Origin of the sequence: Methylococcus geothermalis (assembly GCF_012769535.1) — a bacterium.
In the GTDB taxonomy this organism is placed as follows: Bacteria; Pseudomonadota; Gammaproteobacteria; order Methylococcales; family Methylococcaceae; genus Methylococcus; species Methylococcus geothermalis.
In genome coordinates this window covers 1,031,721-1,054,704 of sequence record NZ_CP046565.1, presented here as the reverse complement: position 1 = coordinate 1,054,704, position 22,984 = coordinate 1,031,721, and the positions used below count along the sequence as shown (strand labels likewise).

13 protein-coding genes, 1 pseudogene, 1 CRISPR repeat array and 1 other annotated feature are annotated in these 22,984 nt (G+C 61.0%); of the genes and pseudogenes, 13 read left to right on the top strand and 1 reads right to left on the bottom strand.

Annotated elements, in window-relative coordinates:
- Window positions 1-4: 4 nt before the first annotated feature.
- The 12 genes and pseudogenes from trpC (at window position 5) to GNH96_RS05035 (ending at window position 20,049) form a co-directional block, all read left to right on the top strand.
- A complete protein-coding gene (trpC, locus tag GNH96_RS05085; protein WP_169602682.1) occupies window positions 5-805 on the top strand; it encodes an indole-3-glycerol phosphate synthase TrpC in 801 nt (266 codons plus the stop codon).
- Window positions 806-850: 45 nt separating this feature from the next.
- The gene (gene lpxD / locus GNH96_RS05080; RefSeq protein ID WP_169602681.1) at window positions 851-1,915 is read left to right on the top strand and encodes a UDP-3-O-(3-hydroxymyristoyl)glucosamine N-acyltransferase; all 1,065 of its coding nucleotides are present in this window, start codon (window positions 851-853) and stop codon (window positions 1,913-1,915) included.
- A gap of 162 nt (window positions 1,916-2,077) precedes the next feature.
- Complete coding sequence (gene cas1f, locus GNH96_RS05075; RefSeq protein WP_169602680.1) at window positions 2,078-3,055, top strand: type I-F CRISPR-associated endonuclease Cas1f; 978 nt, start codon at window positions 2,078-2,080, stop codon at window positions 3,053-3,055.
- Window positions 3,052-6,366 (top strand): type I-F CRISPR-associated helicase Cas3f, encoded by a 3,315-nt coding sequence (gene cas3f, locus GNH96_RS05070; protein WP_169602679.1) that lies wholly within the window; start codon window positions 3,052-3,054, stop codon window positions 6,364-6,366. The genes cas1f and cas3f overlap by 4 nt, the downstream gene beginning before the upstream one ends.
- Before the next feature lie 64 nt (window positions 6,367-6,430).
- Window positions 6,431-6,553 (top strand): annotated as a pseudogene (locus GNH96_RS16305) (type II toxin-antitoxin system RelE/ParE family toxin); the annotation flags it as partial.
- A complete protein-coding gene (locus GNH96_RS15985; protein ID WP_407658847.1) occupies window positions 6,513-6,767 on the top strand; it encodes a type II toxin-antitoxin system RelE/ParE family toxin in 255 nt (84 codons plus the stop codon). The pseudogene GNH96_RS16305 and the gene GNH96_RS15985, both read left to right, overlap by 41 nt.
- 31 nt (window positions 6,768-6,798) lie before the next feature.
- The gene (locus tag GNH96_RS05060) at window positions 6,799-7,116 is read left to right on the top strand and encodes a helix-turn-helix domain-containing protein (RefSeq protein ID WP_188114791.1); all 318 of its coding nucleotides are present in this window, start codon (window positions 6,799-6,801) and stop codon (window positions 7,114-7,116) included.
- Between the two features lie 141 nt (window positions 7,117-7,257).
- Window positions 7,258-8,538: a type I-F CRISPR-associated protein Csy1 gene (gene csy1, locus GNH96_RS05055; RefSeq protein ID WP_223163472.1), complete on the top strand. Its 1,281-nt coding sequence runs from the start codon at window positions 7,258-7,260 to the stop codon at window positions 8,536-8,538.
- The gene (gene csy2, locus GNH96_RS05050) at window positions 8,531-9,514 is read left to right on the top strand and encodes a type I-F CRISPR-associated protein Csy2 (protein WP_169602677.1); all 984 of its coding nucleotides are present in this window, start codon (window positions 8,531-8,533) and stop codon (window positions 9,512-9,514) included. Before csy1 ends, csy2 begins: the two co-directional genes overlap by 8 nt.
- 3 nt (window positions 9,515-9,517) lie before the next feature.
- Window positions 9,518-10,567: a type I-F CRISPR-associated protein Csy3 gene (csy3, locus tag GNH96_RS05045; RefSeq protein ID WP_169602676.1), complete on the top strand. Its 1,050-nt coding sequence runs from the start codon at window positions 9,518-9,520 to the stop codon at window positions 10,565-10,567.
- Window positions 10,568-10,570: 3 nt separating this feature from the next.
- Entirely contained in the window at window positions 10,571-11,134 is a 564-nt protein-coding gene (gene cas6f, locus GNH96_RS05040; protein ID WP_169602675.1) for a type I-F CRISPR-associated endoribonuclease Cas6/Csy4, read from the top strand.
- Between the two features lie 130 nt (window positions 11,135-11,264).
- Window positions 11,265-18,735: direct repeats of the CRISPR family, unit length 28 nt; unit sequence CTTCACTGCCGCATAGGCAGCTCAGAAA.
- 76 nt (window positions 18,736-18,811) lie between these two features.
- Window positions 18,812-20,049 (top strand): IS3 family transposase gene (locus GNH96_RS05035; protein ID WP_407658810.1). Its coding sequence is split into 2 segments (ribosomal slippage): window positions 18,812-19,091 and window positions 19,091-20,049, totalling 1,239 coding nucleotides; the frame shifts between segments, so codons are not numbered across the junction.
- Window positions 19,090-19,206, top strand: a sequence feature (AL1L pseudoknot). It overlaps the preceding gene by 117 nt.
- Before the next feature lie 108 nt (window positions 20,050-20,157).
- Here GNH96_RS05035 and GNH96_RS05030 read toward each other — a convergent pair.
- Entirely contained in the window at window positions 20,158-21,408 is a 1,251-nt protein-coding gene (locus GNH96_RS05030) for a porin (protein ID WP_169602673.1), read from the bottom strand.
- Window positions 21,409-21,676: 268 nt separating this feature from the next.
- Between GNH96_RS05030 and GNH96_RS05025 the strand changes: the two genes are divergently transcribed.
- Window positions 21,677-22,972, top strand: a complete 1,296-nt coding sequence (locus GNH96_RS05025) for an ammonium transporter (RefSeq protein ID WP_169604599.1) — start codon at window positions 21,677-21,679, stop codon at window positions 22,970-22,972.
- The last annotated feature ends 12 nt before the right edge of the window (window positions 22,973-22,984 follow it).

Below are 22,984 nucleotides of genomic sequence, written 5' to 3'. Positions count from 1 at the left end.
AGCCATGAGCGACACCCCCGACATCCTGAAAAAGATCCTGGCCCGCAAAGCCGAGGAGATTGCCGACCGCGCGAAAGCCCTGCCGCCGTCCGAGCTGCGCGAACGGGCAGAGCAGGCCGATCCGGTGCGCGGTTTCGTCCGCTCGCTCCGGGCCACGATCGAAGCCGGCCAGGCCGGGGTGATCGCCGAAATCAAGAAAGCCTCGCCCAGCAAGGGCGTGATGCGGGAGGATTTCCAGCCCGCCGCCATCGCCCGGAGCTACGCCGAGGGAGGCGCGGCCTGTTTGTCGGTGCTGACCGACCGGGACTTCTTCCAGGGCTGCGAGGACTATCTGCAACAGGCCCGCGCCGCCTGCGCGCTGCCGGTGCTGCGCAAGGACTTCACCGTCGACTCTTACCAGGTCTACGAGGCGCGGGCGATCGGCGCGGACTGCATCCTGCTCATCGCCGCCGCGCTGGACGACGCGCAGATGCGCGATCTGGCGGAACTGGCGACCTCGCTCGGCATGGACGTGCTGGTGGAAGTGCACGACCGGGCCGAACTGGAACGATCGCTGCCGCTGGAGCTCCCCCTGGTCGGCATCAACAACCGCAACCTGCGCAGCTTCGACGTCAGCCTCCAGACCACGCTGGACCTGCTGCCGCTGATCCCGCCAGGCCGCACGGTGGTCACCGAAAGCGGCATCCTGGCGCCGCCGGACGTCGCCCTGATGCGGAGTCACGGGGTCCATGCCTTCCTGGTCGGCGAAGCCTTCATGCGCGCCCCCGAGCCCGGCATCGAGCTGCAGCGGCTGTTCGCCGCCTAGGCGGCCCTCCTCCCGAATCTTTCCGGCCATCGAAGAGGACTCACCATGCACGTCACCGTTTCGGAAATCTTCGAACGCTTCCAGCCGGAAGGGCTGATCACGAACCGGCTCGGCCCCGACGCCAGCATCGCCCAAGTCGCGCCGATCGAGGACTGCGCCCCTGGCGACCTGGTGTTCATCGACAAGCCCAAATACCTCAGCGACGTATTCGAACGGAAGCCGGCGGCCGTCATCGCGACGCCGGCCATCGCCGCCGAATTCGGCGAATCGCCGGCACTGGCCGTCCTGGTCGCGCCCAACGTCCGCCTCGCCATCGCGCTGATCAAACAGGCCTACGCCGACCGCGACGTGCGCGATACCGAATGGCCGCGCATCCATCCTTCTTCCGTGATCCACGACAGCGTGGAAGTGCCCGACGACGCGATCATCGGTCCGGGCGTGGTGATCGGCGCGGATGTCGCGCTGGGCCACGGCGTGGTGCTGATGGCGAACGTGGTGATCGAGCGCGGCGCCCGCATCGGCGCGGAAACCGTGCTGCATCCCGGCGTCACCGTCTGCGTCGACTGCGAAATCGGCGCCCGCTGCATCCTCAAGCCCGGGTGCGTCATCGGCTCGGAAGGCTTCGGCTTCGCCCAGGACGCCCAGCGCCGCAACTACCGCATTCCGCACACCGGCAAGGTCGTCATCGAAGACCGCGTGGTGATCGGCGCCAACACCACCATCGACCGCGGCACTTACGGCGCCACCCGCATCCGCAGCGGCACCATCATCGACGCGCTGGTGCACCTGGGTCACAACGTCGAGATCGGCGAGGACTGCATCCTCTGCGCCCACACCGGGCTGTCCGGCTCCACCCGCTTCGGCAAGCGCGTCATCGCCACCGGCCAGACCGGCACCATCGACCACATCACGGTCGCCGACGACAGCGTGCTGCTGCACCGCGCCGGCCTCAACACCAGCATCAGGCAACCCGGCATGTACGCCGGCGGCCCCGCCCAGCCTCTGCAGCAATACCTCAAGAACATGGCGGTGATGCCGCGCCTGCACGAAATCTGGAGCCGGCTGAAGAAACTGGAAAAGGCCGTCGCCGAGCTGGCGGGGAAATCCTAAGCGTCTCACCCGTTATCTGTCGGATTCGATAGCGCATGGCTCGTCATCGACCGCCGATGACTTGATGATCACCCCCCTAGCCCGACCGGCGTTTTCCATCCATCAGGAGGATCTTTCGAAGATTGCCATTTTTCGTTCGGTTTCTCTGAGGATTGAAACACCGTGAACGATTTGTCTCCGTCCGATCTCAAGACCATCCTGCACTCGAAACGGGCAAATCTTTACTACCTCGAACATTGCCGGGTGCTGGTCAACGGCGGCCGGGTGGAATTCGTGACCGACGAGGGCAAACGTTCACTCTACTGGAACATCCCGATCGCCAATACCACCACCGTTCTACTCGGTACCGGCACCTCCATCACCCAGGCCGCCATGCGGGAACTGGCGAAGGCGGGCGTCATGGTTGGCTTCTGCGGCGGCGGCGGAACACCGCTGTACAGCGCCAACGAGATGGACGTCGAAGTGACGTGGTTCAGCCCGCAGAGCGAATACCGCCCCACCGAATACCTGCAAAACTGGGTCCGGTTCTGGTTCGACGACGGATCGCGGTTGGAAGCCGCCAAAGCCTTTCAGCACGCACGGCTCGACCGCATCGGCCGGGAATGGCTGCACAGCCGGCAGCTCGCGGACGACGGTTTCCAGGTGCCTCGCGAGCGGCTCGCCGCTGTGCTGGACGAGTCGCGACAAGCCATCGACTTGGCCGCCGACGGCACCGGCCTGCTGACCGAGGAAGCCCGTCTCACCAAGCAGCTTTTCCGACTGGCGGCGCACGCCGTCGATTACGGCGAATTCACCCGCGCCAAGAACGGCAGCGGCACCGACCCGGCCAACCGCTTCCTCGACCACGGCAATTACCTCGCCTATGGTCTCGGCGCAACCGCAGCCTGGGTGCTCGGTCTGCCGCACGGACTGGCGGTTCTGCACGGCAAAACCCGGCGCGGCGGCCTGGTCTTCGATATCGCGGACCTCGTCAAAGATGCCGTGATCCTGCCGCAGGCCTTCATTTCCGCCGCGCGCGGCGATGACGAACAAAGCTTCCGCCATGCCTGCATCGATCAGTTCGCGCGCACCGAATCACTGGACTTCATGATCGATACACTGAAAACCGTCGCGCTGGATCTGGGCGGGCGCGCCCCATGAACGTCCTGCTGATCTCCCAGTGCCGCAAGAACGCGCTGACGGAAACCCGGCGCATCCTCGACCAGTTCGCCGAGCGGCGCGGCGACCGCACCTGGCAGACCGCCATCACCCAGCAAGGCCTGGACACCTTGCACCGCTTGCTGCGCCAGACCGCACGCCGGAATACCGCCGTGGCCTGCCATTGGATACGCGGCAAGGACCACAGCGAGTTGATCTGGATCGTGGGCGACGCCCGCCAGTTCAACGAGCGCGGCGCCACCCCCACCAACCTGACCGCCCGCGACGTGCTGCGCGCAGGCGACGAGAACGATTGGCATACGGCTGAAGACATCCGCCTGCTCGCCAGGCTGGCCGCCCTGTTCCACGACTTCGGCAAGGCCAGCGAGGCATTCCAGAAAAAACTCAAGAGCAAGCAGCCGATCGCCGATGCCTACCGGCATGAGTGGGTGTCTTTGCGGCTGTTCGAGTCATTGGTCAGAGATAGCGGCCCCAGCGACCGGGATTGGTTGTCCCGGCTGAGCGATCCGGGCGCCGCGATTGGCGCCGCCTGCCTGGCACGGCTGACGCGGGACGGCGCGACGAAAGGCACAGCGGCTATGCCGCCTTTCCGGGAACTGCCGCCTTTGGCGCGCATCGTCGGCTGGCTGATCGTGAGCCATCACCGCCTGCCCACGCCACTACAAAAAACCGCCGCTCGCCGGGACAGTCTCGAACAACTACCCCAGGCGATCACCCACGATTGGTGCGGCAGCCGGCCCGACAACGACAACGCCCGAGACTGCTGGAACTTCCAGCGTGGCCTGCCTCTGGACAGCCGGCATTGGCGCGGCCATGCCGCGAAACTGGCGCAGGCCATCCTGCAACGGCCCGTGCTGGCCGGTGAAGGTGCGGCAGAACTTCTGCTGGACAGCCCCTACATGCTGCACCTCTCGCGCCTGGCCTTGATGCTGGCCGACCACTATTACTCCGCACAGCCCAGCCATGGCCGCTACGGAGACAAACCCGGCAAACCGTCCGCCACGCTGTATGCCAATACCGACAAGACGGGCGCGCTCAAACAGCGGCTGGACGAGCACCTGATCGGCGTGGAAGTCAACGCGAGCCGCATCGTCCGCAGCCTGCCGCGCCTGGCGGAAGCCCTGCCGCGCATCGCCCGCCACAAGACATTCCGTGAACGCAGCCAAGGCCGCTTCCGCTGGCAGAATCAGGCTTACGACTGCGCTGCCGCCCTGCAGACCAAAGCCGCCACTCAGGGCTTCTTTGGCATCAACATGGCGTCCACGGGTTGCGGCAAGACCCTGGCCAACGGCCGCATTCTCTATGCGCTGGCCGATCCGCGCCTCGGCGCGCGCTTCACCGTCGCCCTCGGCCTGCGCACCTTGACGCTGCAAACCGGCGAGGCCTACCGCGAGCGCCTGCGCTTAGGAGAAGCGGATTTGGCGGTACTGGTGGGGAGCGCCGCAACCCGTGCATTGCACGAGTGCCGCCGCAGCCTGGCCGAAGACGAACGGGCCCAGCGCGGCTGCGAATCCAGTGAATCCCTCCTGCCGGAATTCAATCACGTGCACTACGAAGGCAGCCTCGAAGACGGCCCGCTGAAAGAGTGGCTGGCCGATTCCAAGGCCCTGCGCCTGCTCGACGCCCCGGTGCTGGCCTGCACCATCGACCACCTCATGCCGGCTACCGAAGGCACCCGAGGCGGACACCAGATCGCCCCCATGCTCAGGTTGATGACGTCCGACCTGATCCTGGATGAGCCGGATGACTTCTCCGTCGAAGATCTATCCGCGCTGGCGCGGCTGGTCCATTGGAGCGGTATGCTGGGCAGCCGCGTGCTGCTGTCGTCGGCGACCCTGCCGCCTGCCCTGGTGCAGGGCCTGTTCCGGGCCTATCTGGCCGGGCGGGCCGAGTTTCAGCGCAATCGGGGCATGCCTGGGCTGCCCGTCAATGTCTGCTGTGCATGGTTCGACGAGTTCGGTGCCGAAGCGAAAGACCATGCCGACAAGCAGAGCTATCTGGACACTCACCGCCGATTCGTGGACCGCCGCCTCGACAAGCTGGCCGACGCCGCCCGCAAGCAAGTTCGTCGGCGCGCCGCGATCCAGCCGTTGCCGATAAGTCCCAAGCAACCGCGCACCGACATGTGCCGGGAGCTGGCCGGGCAGTTGCGGGCGCACATGCACACACTGCATAGCCACCACCACAGCATCGATCCCAAGACTGGCAAGCGGGTTAGCTTCGGCCTCATCCGCATGGCCAACATCGATCCGCTGTTCGACGTGGCCTTGTCCCTGTTCGAGCTGGGCGCGGAAGCAAGCTATCGGATTCATTTGTGCGCCTATCATTCCCGCCATCCCTTGCTGGTCAGGGCAAGCATCGAGCGCGAGCTGGACGCCGCACTCGAGCGCACCGAACCCGACGCCGTTTTCGGCCTGGGCAGCATCCGTGAACGTCTGGACAGCGGGCCTGAGGCCGACCATATCTTCGTCGTGCTGGCCACCGCCGTCGCCGAAGTGGGACGCGATCATGACTACGACTGGGCCATCGTCGAGCCCTCGTCCATGCGCTCCATCATCCAGTTGGCCGGCCGCGTCCGCCGCCATCGGGAAGGAAACTGCCCGGAAGAATGGCCCAACGTCTACCTGCTCGACACCAACGTCCGCCATCTGGAAAACGGCGGAACCGGACCGGCCTACACCCGACCTGGATTCGAGAACGCCAGCTTCCCGCTGCAAAGTCACCATCTCAGCGAACTGCTGACACCGGAACAATGGCGCATCCTCGACGCCTCGCCGCGCATTCGGCCGCGCGAACCGTTGCTACCGCGGCACAATCTCGCCGACCTCGAACATGCCCGGCTGGCGGATTTGCTGTTGGGCACCGAAGAAAGCGGCAGCCAGAAAGCCCTGCCTGCACCCCATTGGTGGGAGACACGCGCCACCCTCAGCGGCGAACTGCAGCGCGTGACGCCTTTCCGCTTTGACCCTGTCGAACATTTTCCTTATGCCCTGCTGCCCGATGACGACGGCAAACTGGATTTGTACCGCGTGGGAGAAGGTGGCTTAGCAACGCCGGTCGGACTCTCGCCCAGTGGCCAAGCGCGGGAAATCGACGATCCCGCTTACGGTCCACGCATCGTGCCTTGGGCCGTGCCGAAATACCTGGATGGATTGGAAACGCTGGCCGAAGCCCTAAACCTGGATTTGCGGGATTGCGCGAGGCGATACGGCGTCATCGAACTGCCTGAACCGGAAGGCGGGCAGCGCTGGCGCTACCATTGGGCGCTGGGGTTCAGCCGGTATCATGACTGAGGATGGCATGAGGACTATAGTTTTAACCCATAGCACTTAGTGCTATAAATGAGGCCGGAACGGAATGTCGATCTACAAAACGCGTTGGTTCGACCGATGGGCCGAAAAGCAGGGTATCGATACGCAAAGCCTTTGCATGGCCGTGCGTGAAATGGCCGGGGGTTTATACGAGGCAGACCTCGGTGGCGGGCTTTTCAAAAATACGCATCGCCCGGCCGGGACAAGGCAAGAGCGGGCGGTTTTGCACACTGGTTGCGACCAACAAAGGGAACCGTTGGATTTTCGTGTTCGGTTTTCCAAAAAGCGAGCGGAGCGATATCGACAAAGACGAGGAACAAGCTTTGAAGAAGCTCTCCTCGCACCTATTGTCTCTCACACCGCACAGGATAGAGCAAGCCTGAAAGGCAAATGAATTGATCGAGGTACACTCTGATGCGCAAAAAATCGGCGATTCTTGAGGCCGTCCATGATACCGCCCAAGGCCTGCATGCCGCTGGCGTGATGGATCAAATGACTCTGCGCGAGTTCGACCGGCTTTGCCTGCCGCCGGTCAAACCCTTGCAGGCGGAAGAAATCCGGCAGATCCGGGAAGGCGCTCACGTCAGCCAAGCCGTGTTCGCCGCACTCTTAAACACCAGCGTGTCCACCGTGCAGAAATGGGAGATTGGCCAAAAAAAGCCCACCGGTGCCGCGCTCAAACTGCTCCATCTCGTGCAGAGCAAGGGTTTGGAAAGCATTTGCCTGAACTAAATCGCCCACTTAAGGAACTTGACGCCGATTCACTCCTGCCAAACCAGTCAGCCGAATGGCACCGGCCGGTAGATGGATCCGGACAACACATGGGGCGCCAATACAGGGGCCCCGCATACCCAAGGCAAGGAGTCCCTGCCCGTGAGTCAACCCGCTGATTCCTCGCTTCCCATCCGGGAAGCAATCGCCGCCTTTCTGCAAGAACGTCTGCAAGCCAAACTTGACAAGCTCAAGGACGGTCAGGACGAGGAGCGCCGTAAACTGCAAGAAGCCTTTCGTCCGGAAAACTGGATCGCCGATGCCGCTCGGCGCGTCGGGCAAATCCAGCAAGTCACGCATGCCCTGAAATACAGCCATCCCGATGCCCGCGGTTCCAGCCTCAGTTCGTCCGGCAATCCACAAGCCGATGCCTTCTCGGTGGGCACCCACAGCCTGGGCGCAAGGCTGCCGACCGATGTGGTCGGCAATGCCGCCGCGCTGGATGTGCACAAATTCCTGTCGCTGGAAAGCGACGGCGCAACCCTATTGCAGCGCTGCATCGCCGAAGACCCGGCCGTATCCGCCGCCTTCTCCGACGACCCAGCGGCGGCGGAAGCCTGGATCGGGGCCTTCGCCAGAGTGGTCCAGCCCAAGGGCAAGCCCGCCTCCCACAGCCTGGCCAAGCAAATCTACTGGCCGCTGGGCCAAGGGCGATACCATCTGCTGGCGCCCTTGTTCCCAACCTCCTTGGCGCACACCGTGTGGGAGCGTTTGTCGCGCGACCGCTATTCCGACGAAGCCAAAGCCGCCCGGCAGGCACGCAGGGAACAGCGCTCCCATCCCCACGGCTATTGCGAGTATCCCGACTTGGCGATACAAAAATTCGGCGGAACCAAGCCGCAGAACATCAGCCAGCTCAACAGTGAACGCCGTGGCGAAAACTGGCTGCTGCCCGCCGTTCCACCCCAGTGGCAATCCCCGCCGGTCACGCCGCCGCTGAACGTGATCAGTGTGTTCCCGCGCCGTTTTGGCAGTCGGCGAGCAGTAAGGGGACTGGTACAAGAGCTGAAAGGCTTCCTCATCAGCGTGGCGGACAAAGATCGAAACAATGTCCGCATCCGAGACAAGCGGAATGAGTTGATCCGCGGCATCGTCTCCGAAGCGATCCAGTTCGCCGCCGAAATTCAGGAACTGGATGGCGGCTGGAGCCTGGACGAACGCTGCCGGCTCAACGAGGCGGAACGCTGCTGGCTGGACCCCGGGCGGGCCGAGACCGATGCGGAATTCGCCAGTCGGCGCCTGCGCGGCGAATGGAAGGATGAAATCTGCATAGGTTTCAGCCTGTGGCTCAACGCCAGCCTACGCAGCGACGAACTCCCCATGGGGCAGGCGGAAGCGCTGGAGTGGCAAAGCCTGCTGGCCGAGGAACTGCACCATGACTGAACGACTGATCGATGCCGGCGGCCTGCTGATCTTGCCACGCCTGAAGGTACAGAACGCCAATGCGGTTTCCGGCCCGCTGAGCTGGGGGTTTCCCGCTCCCACCGCTTTCACCGGCTTCGTTCACGCCCTGGAACGGCGCCTGGGCAGGCATCTGCAAGTCATGCTGGACGGCGTGGGCATCGTCTGCCACGGTTTCGAGGCGCAAACCTCCCAACCCGCCGGGCGGCGCACCCGAGTGTTCCACCTCACCCGCCACCCGGTCGGCAGGGACGGCGGCGCGCCCTCGCTGGTGGAAGAAGGCCGTGCCCACTTGGAAATCACCCTGGTCATCGCCGTGAAGCAAGCCCTGGACGATTACGATGGCGACCTTCTGACGCGGACAGCCTTCGAAGTCGCACATGGCATGCGCTTGGCCGGCGGCAGCCTGTTGCCGCCTCGCAACGGCAAGCGCTACGAACCGCTATGGCAGTGCCTGCCAGACTATCTCGACGGACAGGCGGAAACCTTTCAAAAGTTGCGCCGCCGCCTGCTGCCGGGCTTCGCCCTGGTGCAGCGGGACGATTTGCTGCGCGAACGCTTGGCCGAGATGCAGGCGCGGGCACCAGCCACTGCGCTGGATGCGCTGCTCGACCTGTGCCGGCTGAATATCGAACCTCGGGCCACTACCGAATCCGCACCGGACAAAGTCGAATGGAGCATCCGGAAAAAACCCGGCTGGCTAGTCCCCCTCCCCATCGGCTATGCCGGCATCTCCGAGCTCTATGCGCCCGGCGAAGTCGCCAACGCCCGCGACGGAGAGACGCCCTTCCGATTCGTCGAAAGCCTCTATTCCCTCGGTGAATGGATCGGCCCGCACCGGCTGGAAAGCTTACAACAATTGCTCTGGCACATCGAAACCGATGCCGAAAACGGCATCTACCGCTGCGTCAACCGTTACGCCCAAACCTTGCCTTCGACGGCATCTCACAAGGAGTAATCCATGGCTGAAAGCAACCTGAAAACCGCCTCCGTCCTCGCTTTCGAACGCAAGCTGGACCCGTCCGACGCATTGTTCGCCGCCGGACGCTGGGACGACCGCGACACCGGCAAGCACTGGCCGGCCATCGCCGTTCGGGAAAAATCGGTACGCGGCACCATCTCCAATCGGCTAAAGACCAAGGACCAAGACCCGGCCAAGCTGGATGCCTCCATCCAGGCGCCCAATCTGCAAACCGTGGACGTCGCCGCCCTGCCCAGCGACGCCGACACCCTGCGTGTCCGCTTCACCCTACGCGTGCTGGGCGGCGCCGGCGTGCCTTCCGCCTGCAACAACGCCGACTACCAGGCCAAGCTGAAAACCACCGTGGACGAATACCGCGAACAAACCGGCTATGCCGAACTCGCCCGCCGCTATGCCGTCAATCTGGCCAACGCTCGCTTCCTCTGGCGCAACCGGGTCGGCGCGGAGCAGGTGGAAGTGCGCATCGCGCCGCTGGTCCAGGGCCTGCCCGGCCCCGCCTGGAACTTCGACGCCCTGGCGTTTTCCCTCCGCGACTTCGAGGTTCCGGCGGCAGCGGAAAGCGCGCTGGCCGAATTGGCGCAAGCGATCGAACACGGCTTGACCGGCCAGACCTACGTCCTGCTCGATGTCGTCGCCTATGCCCGCGTCGGCGACGGCCAGGAAGTCTACCCCTCCCAGGAACTCATCCTCGACAAGGGCGAGAAAAAAGGCGGCAAGAGCAAGACGCTGTATACCGTCGCCGGCACCGCCGCGATCCACAGCCAGAAAATCGGCAATGCCCTGCGCACCATCGACACCTGGTATCCGGACGACGAAGGCGCGAACCTCGGCCCCATCGCCGTCGAGCCCTACGGTTCGGTGACCTCGCAAGGCAAGGCGTACCGCCAGCCCAAGAATCGCGTGGATTTCTATAGCTTGCTCGATCAGTGGGTACTGAAGGACAAGCCGCCCGCCACCGAGGGCGACCGCCATTACGTCATCGCCAACCTGATCCGCGGCGGCGTATTCGGCGAGAGCGACAAGGACTGAGCCATGGACGCCTATCTTGACATCCGGCTGCTGCCCGACCCTGAGTTCGCGGCGACCGTATTGATGAATGCCTTGTTCGGCAAACTGCATCGGGCGCTGGTCGAGCGCGGCGGCGGCCGCATCGGCGTCAGCTTCCCGGACGTCTCCGACAAGCCACGGTCGCTGGGCTCGCGGCTACGCCTTCATGGCGGCGCCGTGGAATTGGAAAGGCTCATGGCCCTGGACTGGTTGACGGGAATACGCGATCACACCGCGATCGGCGAAATCGCGGCGGTTCCGGCCGATGCCGTACAGCGGATCGTCAGGCGGGTCCAGGCCAAAAGCAACCCCGAGCGGCTCCGGCGCCGGCTGATCGCCCGCCGGGGTGTCAGCAACGAGCAAGCCGAACAGGCCATTCCCGACACCGCCGCCGAAAAGCTGGACCTGCCCTATGTCGTACTGGCGAGCCGAAGCACCGGCCAACAGTTCCGCCTGTTCATCGAGCATCTCCCGGTGCAGGAACAAGCTGTGAGCGGCACCTTCAGCGCCTACGGCCTGAGCGCCACGGCCACGGTACCCTGGTTCTGACCCTTTTTTCGCGCCGTACGAAACGGCTCTCCTAAATCAAATACTTGGCAACATCCCCAAAGTTTTGGTTTCGAGCCCGAATGTGCGGTATTTTCTTTAACAATCAGTCGACTAAAAGCTTTACTCTGTACTTCACTGCCGCATAGGCAGCTCAGAAAGTTATTGGCATAATTCCAGTCGTCGCTGTACGCTTCACTGCCGCATAGGCAGCTCAGAAATTGCCACCGCAAGGGAAGCGCAGACCGTCCACCTTCACTGCCGCATAGGCAGCTCAGAAAAAGGCATGTCGGCAGAGCGATTCAGGGATATCCTTCACTGCCGCATAGGCAGCTCAGAAATTTTTGCCGATCATCTCCCACGCTGACGACAGCTTCACTGCCGCATAGGCAGCTCAGAAATACGGGCACCGGTCTAACAGGGGCTGGCGCTGCTTCACTGCCGCATAGGCAGCTCAGAAATGAGAGCTGGTCGAGCCCTGATTCCCCAGCACCTTCACTGCCGCATAGGCAGCTCAGAAAGATCACAAGCAGCACATACCCGGATGCAATGACTTCACTGCCGCATAGGCAGCTCAGAAAATGATGTAGACCGCCAGCGTGGCCGGCCTTACCTTCACTGCCGCATAGGCAGCTCAGAAAACGATATGGATTGCAGGCCGGCGATGATCATGCTTCACTGCCGCATAGGCAGCTCAGAAAAATAAATCCGCACAAAGCCCTGAGCGCCATTGCTTCACTGCCGCATAGGCAGCTCAGAAAAAATGCTAGGCAAGGCAGATTGTTGCCGGAATCTTCACTGCCGCATAGGCAGCTCAGAAAAGGACAACAGACAGCAGATAAAACCGATCTGCCCTTCACTGCCGCATAGGCAGCTCAGAAATGGTCGAGGAGTTCACCAACGAATACCTGTTTCTTCACTGCCGCATAGGCAGCTCAGAAAAGTGCGCAGGATATCGCGCTTGGCCAGCAAAGCTTCACTGCCGCATAGGCAGCTCAGAAAAGCCGCTGCACGCGGTCAACCTTGCTGTGGCCCTTCACTGCCGCATAGGCAGCTCAGAAATCGAAGTACTCGATGTCCGACCGCATGCCATACTTCACTGCCGCATAGGCAGCTCAGAAAACAACGGCGGCGTGTGTGCCTGTTCGAGGTCTCTTCACTGCCGCATAGGCAGCTCAGAAATGATATGTCCAGGCTCAACAGGTACCGCATCACTTCACTGCCGCATAGGCAGCTCAGAAAGACACGGCGGAGGAGTCCAGGCCGCCCGAGTCCTTCACTGCCGCATAGGCAGCTCAGAAAACTGCTCACGGCTGATCCCGGCAATCGCGCTCCTTCACTGCCGCATAGGCAGCTCAGAAAACTCGGAATATTGGCAAACCGCACGATGGCGCCTTCACTGCCGCATAGGCAGCTCAGAAACAACAAATAGGTCATCGTTTGCCTGTCCTCATCTTCACTGCCGCATAGGCAGCTCAGAAAACAAAAAGCGACATGGCGATCAAAAACACAAACTTCACTGCCGCATAGGCAGCTCAGAAAACTGCTCTTTGCTGATCCCGGCAATCGCGCTCCTTCACTGCCGCATAGGCAGCTCAGAAAGAATGTATCCAGCCCCTGACCATCCTTGTAACCTTCACTGCCGCATAGGCAGCTCAGAAATAATGGCGGCACCTTCGACGGTACGACTAACTCTTCACTGCCGCATAGGCAGCTCAGAAATGGATTTGTTCTGGATGGCTAGCTTCTTGGTTCTTCACTGCCGCATAGGCAGCTCAGAAAACTACGAACAGCTGATCGCGGGTATACCACGCCTTCACTGCCGCATAGGCAGCTCAGAAAAAACAGGCTCCGGTAAGTCCGTGATGCTTCAACTTCACTGCCGCATAGGCAGCTCAGAAAATAGCGTATGCGGCTTAACGTGCCTCTGAAGCCTTCACTGCCGCATAGGCAGCTCAGAAAAGTAAAAAGTCTAGCTGCTTATCGGTGGGCCGACTTCACTGCCGCATAGGCAGCTCAGAAATACGACCGCGAAAAAGTGCTTGACAAGCATTGCTTCACTGCCGCATAGGCAGCTCAGAAATACTCATCGGGCCAGATCCACGAGTCATAAGACTTCACTGCCGCATAGGCAGCTCAGAAAATCTAAAAAGTGCCGCGTTTTGAGTACCACGACTTCACTGCCGCATAGGCAGCTCAGAAATCGCAAACGGCGAGCACTCGCGGCCGAGTTATCTTCACTGCCGCATAGGCAGCTCAGAAAAAAATCAGGGCGGGGTTAATTTCAACGCTGATCTTCACTGCCGCATAGGCAGCTCAGAAAGTCATAAAAGCCTATATCAAGTAATACACCTTCTTCACTGCCGCATAGGCAGCTCAGAAATTTTGTTTGATCCAACCCGGCCAAATATTTGACTTCACTGCCGCATAGGCAGCTCAGAAATAGAACGCAGGAAGAAGCAGAGGAGGCCGGCTCTTCACTGCCGCATAGGCAGCTCAGAAAGGGCCGCGGCTGGCGCATCATCGAGTCTTACGCTTCACTGCCGCATAGGCAGCTCAGAAAAGACTTTGTTGAGATAGGGACGCAACCTTCCACTTCACTGCCGCATAGGCAGCTCAGAAAGCTCAGCGTGTTGCCCCCGGCCGCCATGACGGCTTCACTGCCGCATAGGCAGCTCAGAAAAGCATGGCTGCCAGGCTGGATAGTTCCATCTTCTTCACTGCCGCATAGGCAGCTCAGAAAACGACCCGCCGCCAATGCCTGGCAGACTGGCACTTCACTGCCGCATAGGCAGCTCAGAAACAACGCACACAAACCTTCAACAACCGCATCATCTTCACTGCCGCATAGGCAGCTCAGAAATGTGGAAACACTTTCGCAATGATGCGGTTGTTCTTCACTGCCGCATAGGCAGCTCAGAAAGAGTATCCAAGCCCAGGTCAATCAATACAGTTCTTCACTGCCGCATAGGCAGCTCAGAAAGATCAGATCAAAAAGACCACGGATGCGTTGGACTTCACTGCCGCATAGGCAGCTCAGAAACAAAGCGCGTGCACGCACGATTGAAAGAGGAGCTTCACTGCCGCATAGGCAGCTCAGAAAGGGAGGTGGAGGCCTCGCCGGATGGGCATCTCCTTCACTGCCGCATAGGCAGCTCAGAAAAGGAGTTTGCTGTGCCCACTTGCTATCGAGCACTTCACTGCCGCATAGGCAGCTCAGAAAAAGGAGCCCGTATGGCAGATCGCACCGGAGGACTTCACTGCCGCATAGGCAGCTCAGAAAGAGCAGCACGCAGCTCGTGATCCACGCTGCCACTTCACTGCCGCATAGGCAGCTCAGAAAACTACGAGGGGCCGATCGTGGATATACCGCGCCTTCACTGCCGCATAGGCAGCTCAGAAAATCGAGTTCTGCCGGCTCCATGAGTTCGGTCACTTCACTGCCGCATAGGCAGCTCAGAAAGGGAAGTGGAGGCCTCGCCGGACGGGCATCTCCTTCACTGCCGCATAGGCAGCTCAGAAATAATGAGATGGGGTATAGCCCTAGCTTTGTTTCTTCACTGCCGCATAGGCAGCTCAGAAAATTGAGCGCTAGCCAGAATACAAACGCCGATACTTCACTGCCGCATAGGCAGCTCAGAAAAGGTACGTAATATCCTTAATAAGGCCGGATCCCTTCACTGCCGCATAGGCAGCTCAGAAATATGAGCGCTCCTGAGCCGTTTTTCCTACCTACTTCACTGCCGCATAGGCAGCTCAGAAACTTTCCGGGGCGGGGTCAACTATCACTGCTATCTTCACTGCCGCATAGGCAGCTCAGAAACAGAGATTGTGCCCGGCTGATTGTGCAGTGTACTTCACTGCCGCATAGGCAGCTCAGAAATAGCAAAAGACGTGCCAGAAAAAAATAGGGCCCTTCACTGCCGCATAGGCAGCTCAGAAATGGTGGCGCGTCGGCTTGGCTGGCGCGCTGTCCTTCACTGCCGCATAGGCAGCTCAGAAATTCGCAGTCAGCTCGTGCCACGGCGCCGACTCCTTCACTGCCGCATAGGCAGCTCAGAAATGTTTGTTTGTGCCGGCCCGGTCGGCCGCGGCCTTCACTGCCGCATAGGCAGCTCAGAAAAGCTGCCGCCACAAACTCGTAATCGTTCTTCCCTTCACTGCCGCATAGGCAGCTCAGAAAACATCGTTCGTTGGGTGCGATAATGCGCCCTACTTCACTGCCGCATAGGCAGCTCAGAAATATCAATGCCCGCCCATTGACTGGAGTAGGAACTTCACTGCCGCATAGGCAGCTCAGAAAGCCAAGCCCTTGGTCTGCTCCAGCCCGGCCAGCTTCACTGCCGCATAGGCAGCTCAGAAATTACGATGAGGTCTGGTATCGGCTCTGTGCAACTTCACTGCCGCATAGGCAGCTCAGAAAAGCTCGAGACGATGTGAATGTGACGACCGACGCTTCACTGCCGCATAGGCAGCTCAGAAAATGTTCTGATCTGCGGTGCTTTCGTCGATACCCTTCACTGCCGCATAGGCAGCTCAGAAAGCGCGCTGACGCTTGACTAAGCCGTCGACGGCCTTCACTGCCGCATAGGCAGCTCAGAAAGGAGCCGGAGAACAAGTCGAACTCGGAGAGCACTTCACTGCCGCATAGGCAGCTCAGAAATAAAATTGATAATATTCCTGATTCTTTTGTGCCTTCACTGCCGCATAGGCAGCTCAGAAAACGCTAAGCATGCTTTTGCTATTGGTTATCTTCTTCACTGCCGCATAGGCAGCTCAGAAATGGACTTCTCGTCCTCGAGGCCGCGCCTCGTCCTTCACTGCCGCATAGGCAGCTCAGAAAGGCAGGCCGTGGGAAATGCACGAACAGGTTGCCTTCACTGCCGCATAGGCAGCTCAGAAAATCATCACAACCGCAGAGCGTGGCCAACTTCCCTTCACTGCCGCATAGGCAGCTCAGAAAAGAACCGCCCGCAACATCCGCAGAAGATGACACTTCACTGCCGCATAGGCAGCTCAGAAAAACAGCGACCCCGAGGAAATTTACGGGGCTCTCTTCACTGCCGCATAGGCAGCTCAGAAAGGCGCGAACGCCGGCGGGCAGGCAAACCTTGACTTCACTGCCGCATAGGCAGCTCAGAAACGAGCAAAATAACGGCGACCGTCTGGGTAAAACTTCACTGCCGCATAGGCAGCTCAGAAATTACCGGCGTACCACTGCGCTTTACATTGATCCTTCACTGCCGCATAGGCAGCTCAGAAAGTTGATTGGGCGGCGCGAAGCGCCGCCATGATCTTCACTGCCGCATAGGCAGCTCAGAAACGAAGCGGTCGAAGGCGAGGAAGGGCCGTTCGCTTCACTGCCGCATAGGCAGCTCAGAAAAGAGCGATAAACGAAGAGGTCGCCATCGTGGACTTCACTGCCGCATAGGCAGCTCAGAAATTGCCGCGCTGCTCGACACGGACGAGCTGTTGCTTCACTGCCGCATAGGCAGCTCAGAAATGAGCGAAGCCAGGCGCGAAGCTGAGTCGCCCCTTCACTGCCGCATAGGCAGCTCAGAAATAGTCGCAAGGCGTTATTGCCTTCTTGATTTTCTTCACTGCCGCATAGGCAGCTCAGAAATCGTCGCGGAGGTCATCGAGGGAGTAGGTGTCCTTCACTGCCGCATAGGCAGCTCAGAAAGAAGAGGACCCCAAGGGCCGTATCTTCAGGAGCTTCACTGCCGCATAGGCAGCTCAGAAAGCATCACGCCAGCCCCGATCGGCTCGCCCAGACTTCACTGCCGCATAGGCAGCTCAGAAAATTTAGTTTTCTCCCTTCTCGTTGCTCGTACTCTTCACTGCCGCATAGGCAGCTCAGAAATGGAAGATCGAAGGCCTTCGGCAGCTCGAGGACTTCACTGCCGCATAGGCAGCTCAGAAATTCGGGCTCCGCGATCTGCCGCAGGCCTTCGGCTTCACTGCCGCATAGGCAGCTCAGAAAAAGTCGTGGTTCAGCGATGGCGTCATCATGCTCTTCACTGCCGCATAGGCAGCTCAGAAACAGACAATCCAGCACCGCCTCCAAGGTCGTCGTCTTCACTGCCGCATAGGCAGCTCAGAAATGTGGATGAATCTCCAGTGGGGATTTCGGACTCTTCACTGCCGCATAGGCAGCTCAGAAAAATCAAGGAGGATACTGCGCCAATACCTTGCGCTTCACTGCCGCATAGGCAGCTCAGAAAGGGAGTGCTTCGGGGGCGGCGATAGTGTCGTTCTTCACTGCCGCATAGGCAGCTCAGAAACAAAGATTCGACGTCTACTCCTCCGGTCGACTCTTCACTGCCGCATAGGCAGCTCAGAAACGGCGCGTTTGATATATCTGTGCTTGATCCTGCTTCACTGCCGCATAGGCAGCTCAGAAAGAACGGGTCCTGCCCGGGAGTCAGGTCGACCGCTTCACTGCCGCATAGGCAGCTCAGAAATGCTCAGTTGCGGCATTGAGTTCTGCTCTGCGCTTCACTGCCGCATAGGCAGCTCAGAAATCGATGTGTCCGGCGAAGGCGAACGCATTGAGCTTCACTGCCGCATAGGCAGCTCAGAAAATCCGAAAAGGAGTGCGCAATCATGGCAACACCTTCACTGCCGCATAGGCAGCTCAGAAACGGTCGTGTCGCGATATAGATCGAGCCTCAGACTTCACTGCCGCATAGGCAGCTCAGAAAATAGCCTGCTCTTTGGTAATACCCTTGGGTACTTCACTGCCGCATAGGCAGCTCAGAAAGAGTGATGCTGTAGCGACTACGAGCGCTCCTGCTTCACTGCCGCATAGGCAGCTCAGAAAGTCACATCCGACGGCACATGGACGGCATTGCGCTTCACTGCCGCATAGGCAGCTCAGAAAACCGGCAAACATAAATTGATGTTGCGAGGCGACTTCACTGCCGCATAGGCAGCTCAGAAAATATCGTTACCGGCCGACCCGCCCAGCGTGTTCTTCACTGCCGCATAGGCAGCTCAGAAAATAAAACGGAGCACACCATTCCATACCGCTACCTTCACTGCCGCATAGGCAGCTCAGAAATTCTCCGTTTGCGGTTTCGACGCGTTGGCGTTCTTCACTGCCGCATAGGCAGCTCAGAAAGCCATGATTGGGGGGGGCGGTGACTACGTGTACTTCACTGCCGCATAGGCAGCTCAGAAATAGAAAAAACCGGCGTCTACGGCTGGGCCAACCTTCACTGCCGCATAGGCAGCTCAGAAAGCTACGTGCGCCATGATCTACGGTCCGAGAGTCTTCACTGCCGCATAGGCAGCTCAGAAAAAATACCTATCGCCTGGCAGCGCCCACGTTTTCTTCACTGCCGCATAGGCAGCTCAGAAAATCATCAATCTCGGCGTCGCGGTGTACGCGATCTTCACTGCCGCATAGGCAGCTCAGAAAGCCCAACTCAGGAGGCAACTATGAAACAAAGCACTTCACTGCCGCATAGGCAGCTCAGAAATGCTGCCCCGGATCGAGATGCACGCCGAAGTACTTCACTGCCGCATAGGCAGCTCAGAAAAGGTCGAGCGGCTGGAGTATGAGGCCGTCGATCTTCACTGCCGCATAGGCAGCTCAGAAAGTTGACATCGAGCGCGACCTCGAACATGAACCGCCCCGGCTTTGGTGGAGGCTCCAACTCTTGAGAAGATGGAGCCATGAAGAAGTCAACGAAGTTTTCCCCTGAGGTCCGTGAGCGTGCTGTTCGCCTAGTGTTCGAGTGCCGCAACGAACATCCTTCACAATGGGCTGCCGTGGTTTCGATCGCAGGCAAGATGGGCTGCACGGCGCAGACGCTGCTGAGCTGGGTGCGACGTCATGAACGCGACACGGGTCAACGTGATGGCCTGACATCGGCAGAGCAGCAACGCATCAAGGAACTGGAGCGGGAAGTGAAAGAGCTGCGCAAAGCCAATGAGATCCTCCGGTTGGCCAGCGCTTTTTTCGCCCAGGCGGAGCTCGACCGCCGATTCAAGTCGTAAGGGAATTCGTGGATGTGCACCGGGATACCTTTGGGGTCGAGCCGATCTGCAAAGTCTTGCAGATCGCCCCGTCGGGCTATCGGCGTCACGCGGCACAGCAACGCAACCCGGCACTGCGCAGTGCGCGTGCCCAGCGCGACGACGCCCTGGTTCCGCAGATCGAACGCGTCTGGCAGGTCAATTTGCAGGTGTATGGCGCCGACAAGGTGTGGCGACAAAGGAACCGGGAAGGCATCGCCGTCGCCCGCTGCACGGTCGAGCGGCTGATGCGACGGCTTGGCCTGCGCGGTGTCATCCGTGGCAAGGTGGTGCGGACCACGGTCAGCGACCGCACGCTGCCTTGCCCGCTGGATCGGGTCAATCGGGACTTCAAGGCCGAGCGTCCCAATCAGCTGTGGGTGGCCGATTTCACCTACGTCTCGACCTGGCAGGGATGGTTGTACGTGGCATTTGTCGTCGACGTGTTTGCCCGGCGCATTGTCGGCTGGCGGGTGAGTTCTTCCATGCACACCGACTTCGTACTCGATGCGCTGGAGCAAGCGCTGTATGCCCGCCAGCCGGAACGCGATGGCGCCCTGATCCATCCTTCGGACCGCGGTTCGCAGTACCTCAGCATCCGCTACAGCGAGCGCCTGGCCGAGGCCGGTATCGAACCCTCGGTGGGCAGCAAAGGCGACAGCTACGACAACGCGTTGGCCGAAACCATCAACGGCCTCTACAAGGCTGAGTTGATCCACCGGCGGGCCCCCTGGAAAACCCGGGAAGCCGTCGAACTGGCTACGCTGGAATGGGTCTCCTGGTTCAACCACTCAAGGCTGCTGGAACCCATCGGGTATATCCCTCCCGCAGAAGCTGAGGCAAACTACTATCGCGACTATCGCGACTTAGCCCGTCGGGCTGCCCAACTGGCGTAACTTAAACCAACCAGCCTCCACCAAACCCGGGGCGGTTCAGACGTCTTCTGCCGTCGAAGCATGAGAAAGGAACCTCTCCCGCGCTCTTTCCGGGAGAGACCGCCGCCGTCAAAAAGACACGATGACATCGGCCGACAGCAGGATCTGCGACGTCGCCTTGCCGTCGTCGAAGGGGCGGGTGCCGTCGGACCAGTCGTAGCGCAAATGGGGCCGCGCGGTCAGCCAGGGGAGCGGTGACCATTTCACCCCGGCGGTCACGGCGTAGTAGCTGCCGGGCCCAAGCCCCATCGTCGGCGCCCGGGCCGGCGACAGCACGCGGGTGCCGTCGTCGTCTCGGAACCATTCGCCACGCAGGCCGAGCGACATATCCTCCGTCAGATCGTAGGAGAGGTACTGGACCAGGCCATACCAGCCGGTGGTTTGCCCGGCCCCGCTGATCCAGCCGTGATCGTGCTGGAGGGTGGCGTGCAGCTTCGGGGTGAGGTCGTGCTGCGCGACCAGGCTGTAGAAGTTCAGCTCGCCGCGGGGCGCGGTGGTCACGGTGCCGTTCGAGCCGTTGATCGATAGCGAGGTCTCGCCGGAATCGCTGGTCCAGGTACCGCCGCCGACGAAGGCCCAGTTCTCCAGGCTGTGGTCGAATACGCCGTCCCAGCCCGCGAACTGGCTGCCGGTCACCGCGGCCGCATCCAGCAGCAGGTTGTCGGTGGGCTGGTAGCTGAAGCGGATGCCGGTGTGGGTGAACGGCTCCCCGTACTGCATGGTGTAGGAATGGGAATAGAAGAAGTTTTCCGGCGCCATGACGGATTCCACGCCGACCACGGTGTAGAAATGGCCTATCTTGACGCCGAGTCCGCGCCCCACCGGCACCAGCGCCTCCAGGTAGGCTTGGGGCACCGCCAGGTTGTAGCGGTTGTTGTCGCTGATCTGCCGGTCCCAGCTGCCCTGGGGATCGCCGAAGGCCTGGCTGAACCAGGCATCGGTGCCGTACATCAGGTCCAGCCGTCCGCCCAGGTCGAAGCTTTCTCCCTGGCGATCGACCGCACGTTCGAGGTAAAGGTAAACCTGGTTTGGCTGAAACTCGTCCGCCCGGTCGGAGAATGTCACCGGACCGTTGTAACCGGAGCCGGGTTGGTCGACATTGTGGGTAAGTCCGGCGTCGATCCAGCCACCCAAGGTGAGCCGCAGGCCTTGCATCCAATGGGCGTCGTTCGGATTCATGCCGTCCGGCAGCATTTCGAACACCCCGTGAGCCTGTTCCAGGCCGGCGCCGGCCGCCGGCACCCAGCTTCCACCGATCCACAACAGGGCAGCCCCGGCGAGGGTCAGCCCTCGTATCCGTAAGGAGAAAAGGTTCACCATGGTGCATCAAACGCAACGGTCGTTCGGTTGCTTCGCAGTTCAACAATCCGAAACGTCCAAGCATGACGCGTACCATGATTCAACTAGTTGAAATCTAATGCATCGGCCGGATTCCGGCGCATTGGTGATGCGGATCGCGCCGTTATGGTGCATAGTTGGCGAAGGTTCGCACGATGATGGTGCCTTGGTGCGCACCGTTGTCGAACTGATGCATCAATAACGTGACCATGAGCCGGACGGCGGGTCCGGCCCCGAGGGGGGTAATATGATGAGGTTGCTAGTCGCCACGATGAGGGCCCTGGCCCTGTTGAGCGTGAACTTGCCCGCGCAGGCCGCGCCCGAAGGGCCGAATGCGGCGGACACCGCCTGGATACTCACCTCGACGGGATTGGTGCTGTTCATGACGATGCCGGGTCTCGCCCTGCTCTATGCCGGGCTGGTCCGGACCAAGAACGTGTTGTCCGTCATGGTGCAGATTTTCACCGCGACCTCGCTGGTCTCGGTGCTCTGGGTGATCGCGGGCTACACCCTGGCACTGACCGACGGGGGCGATCTGCAGGCCTGGATCGGCGGGGGCAAGCGCCTGTTCCTGATGGGGCTGAAGGCGGATTCGCTGAACGGCAACCTGCCGGAGGTGGTGTACTGCATGTACCACCTGACCTTCGCGATCTTTGCGCCCGCGCTGATGATCGGGGCGATCGTGGAACGCATGAAGTTCTCGGTCACGCTCTGGTTCACCGGTATATGGACCTTGCTGGTCTACGTGCCGGTTTGCCATTGGGTCTGGGGCGAGGGTTGGCTGGCGCGGATCGGCGCCATCGATTTCGCCGGCGGCGTGGTCGTGCACACCACCGCCGGCGTGTCCGCCCTGGTCGGCGCCTGGATGCTGGGGCCGCGCCGGGGCTATCCGCGCACCCTCCTGCCGCCCCACAACCTGACCCTGACGGCAATCGGCGCCGGAATCCTGGCCGTCGGCTGGCATGGCTTCAGCGCCGGCAGCGCCCTGATGGCGACCGGTGCGGCGGGCATGGCCATGCTGACCACCCACATCGGCGCCTCGGTGGGCGCACTGGTGTGGATGGCGGTGGAATGGCGGAGTTTCGGCAAGCCGACCCTGCTCGGCGCCCTGACCGGCATGATCGCCGGGCTGGGCGTGATCTCGCCGGCGGCCGGATTCGTCGGACCGATGGGCGCCATCGCCATGGGCACGGCGGCGGGGCTGATCTGCTTCGGCGCCATTCACTGGATCAAGCGCTCGCTGCGGATCGACGACACCCTGGATGTCTTTCCGGTCCACGGCGTCGGCGGCATGATCGGCACCGTGCTGACCGCGCCCTTCGCCGCCGAGGCGCTGGGCGGCGCCGGCATCACCACGGGTTTGACGATCGGCCAGCAGACCCTGACCCAGATTCTGGCGGTGGGCGCGGTCGCCGCCTGGAGCGGCCTGATCAGCTGGATATTGCTGAAGATTCTGGACCGCACGGTCGGACTCCGGGTCACCTCGGACCAGGAAACCGAGGGACTGGACGTCGCCCTGCACAACAGCAAGGCCTATCACTTCTGACTACCCGATCGG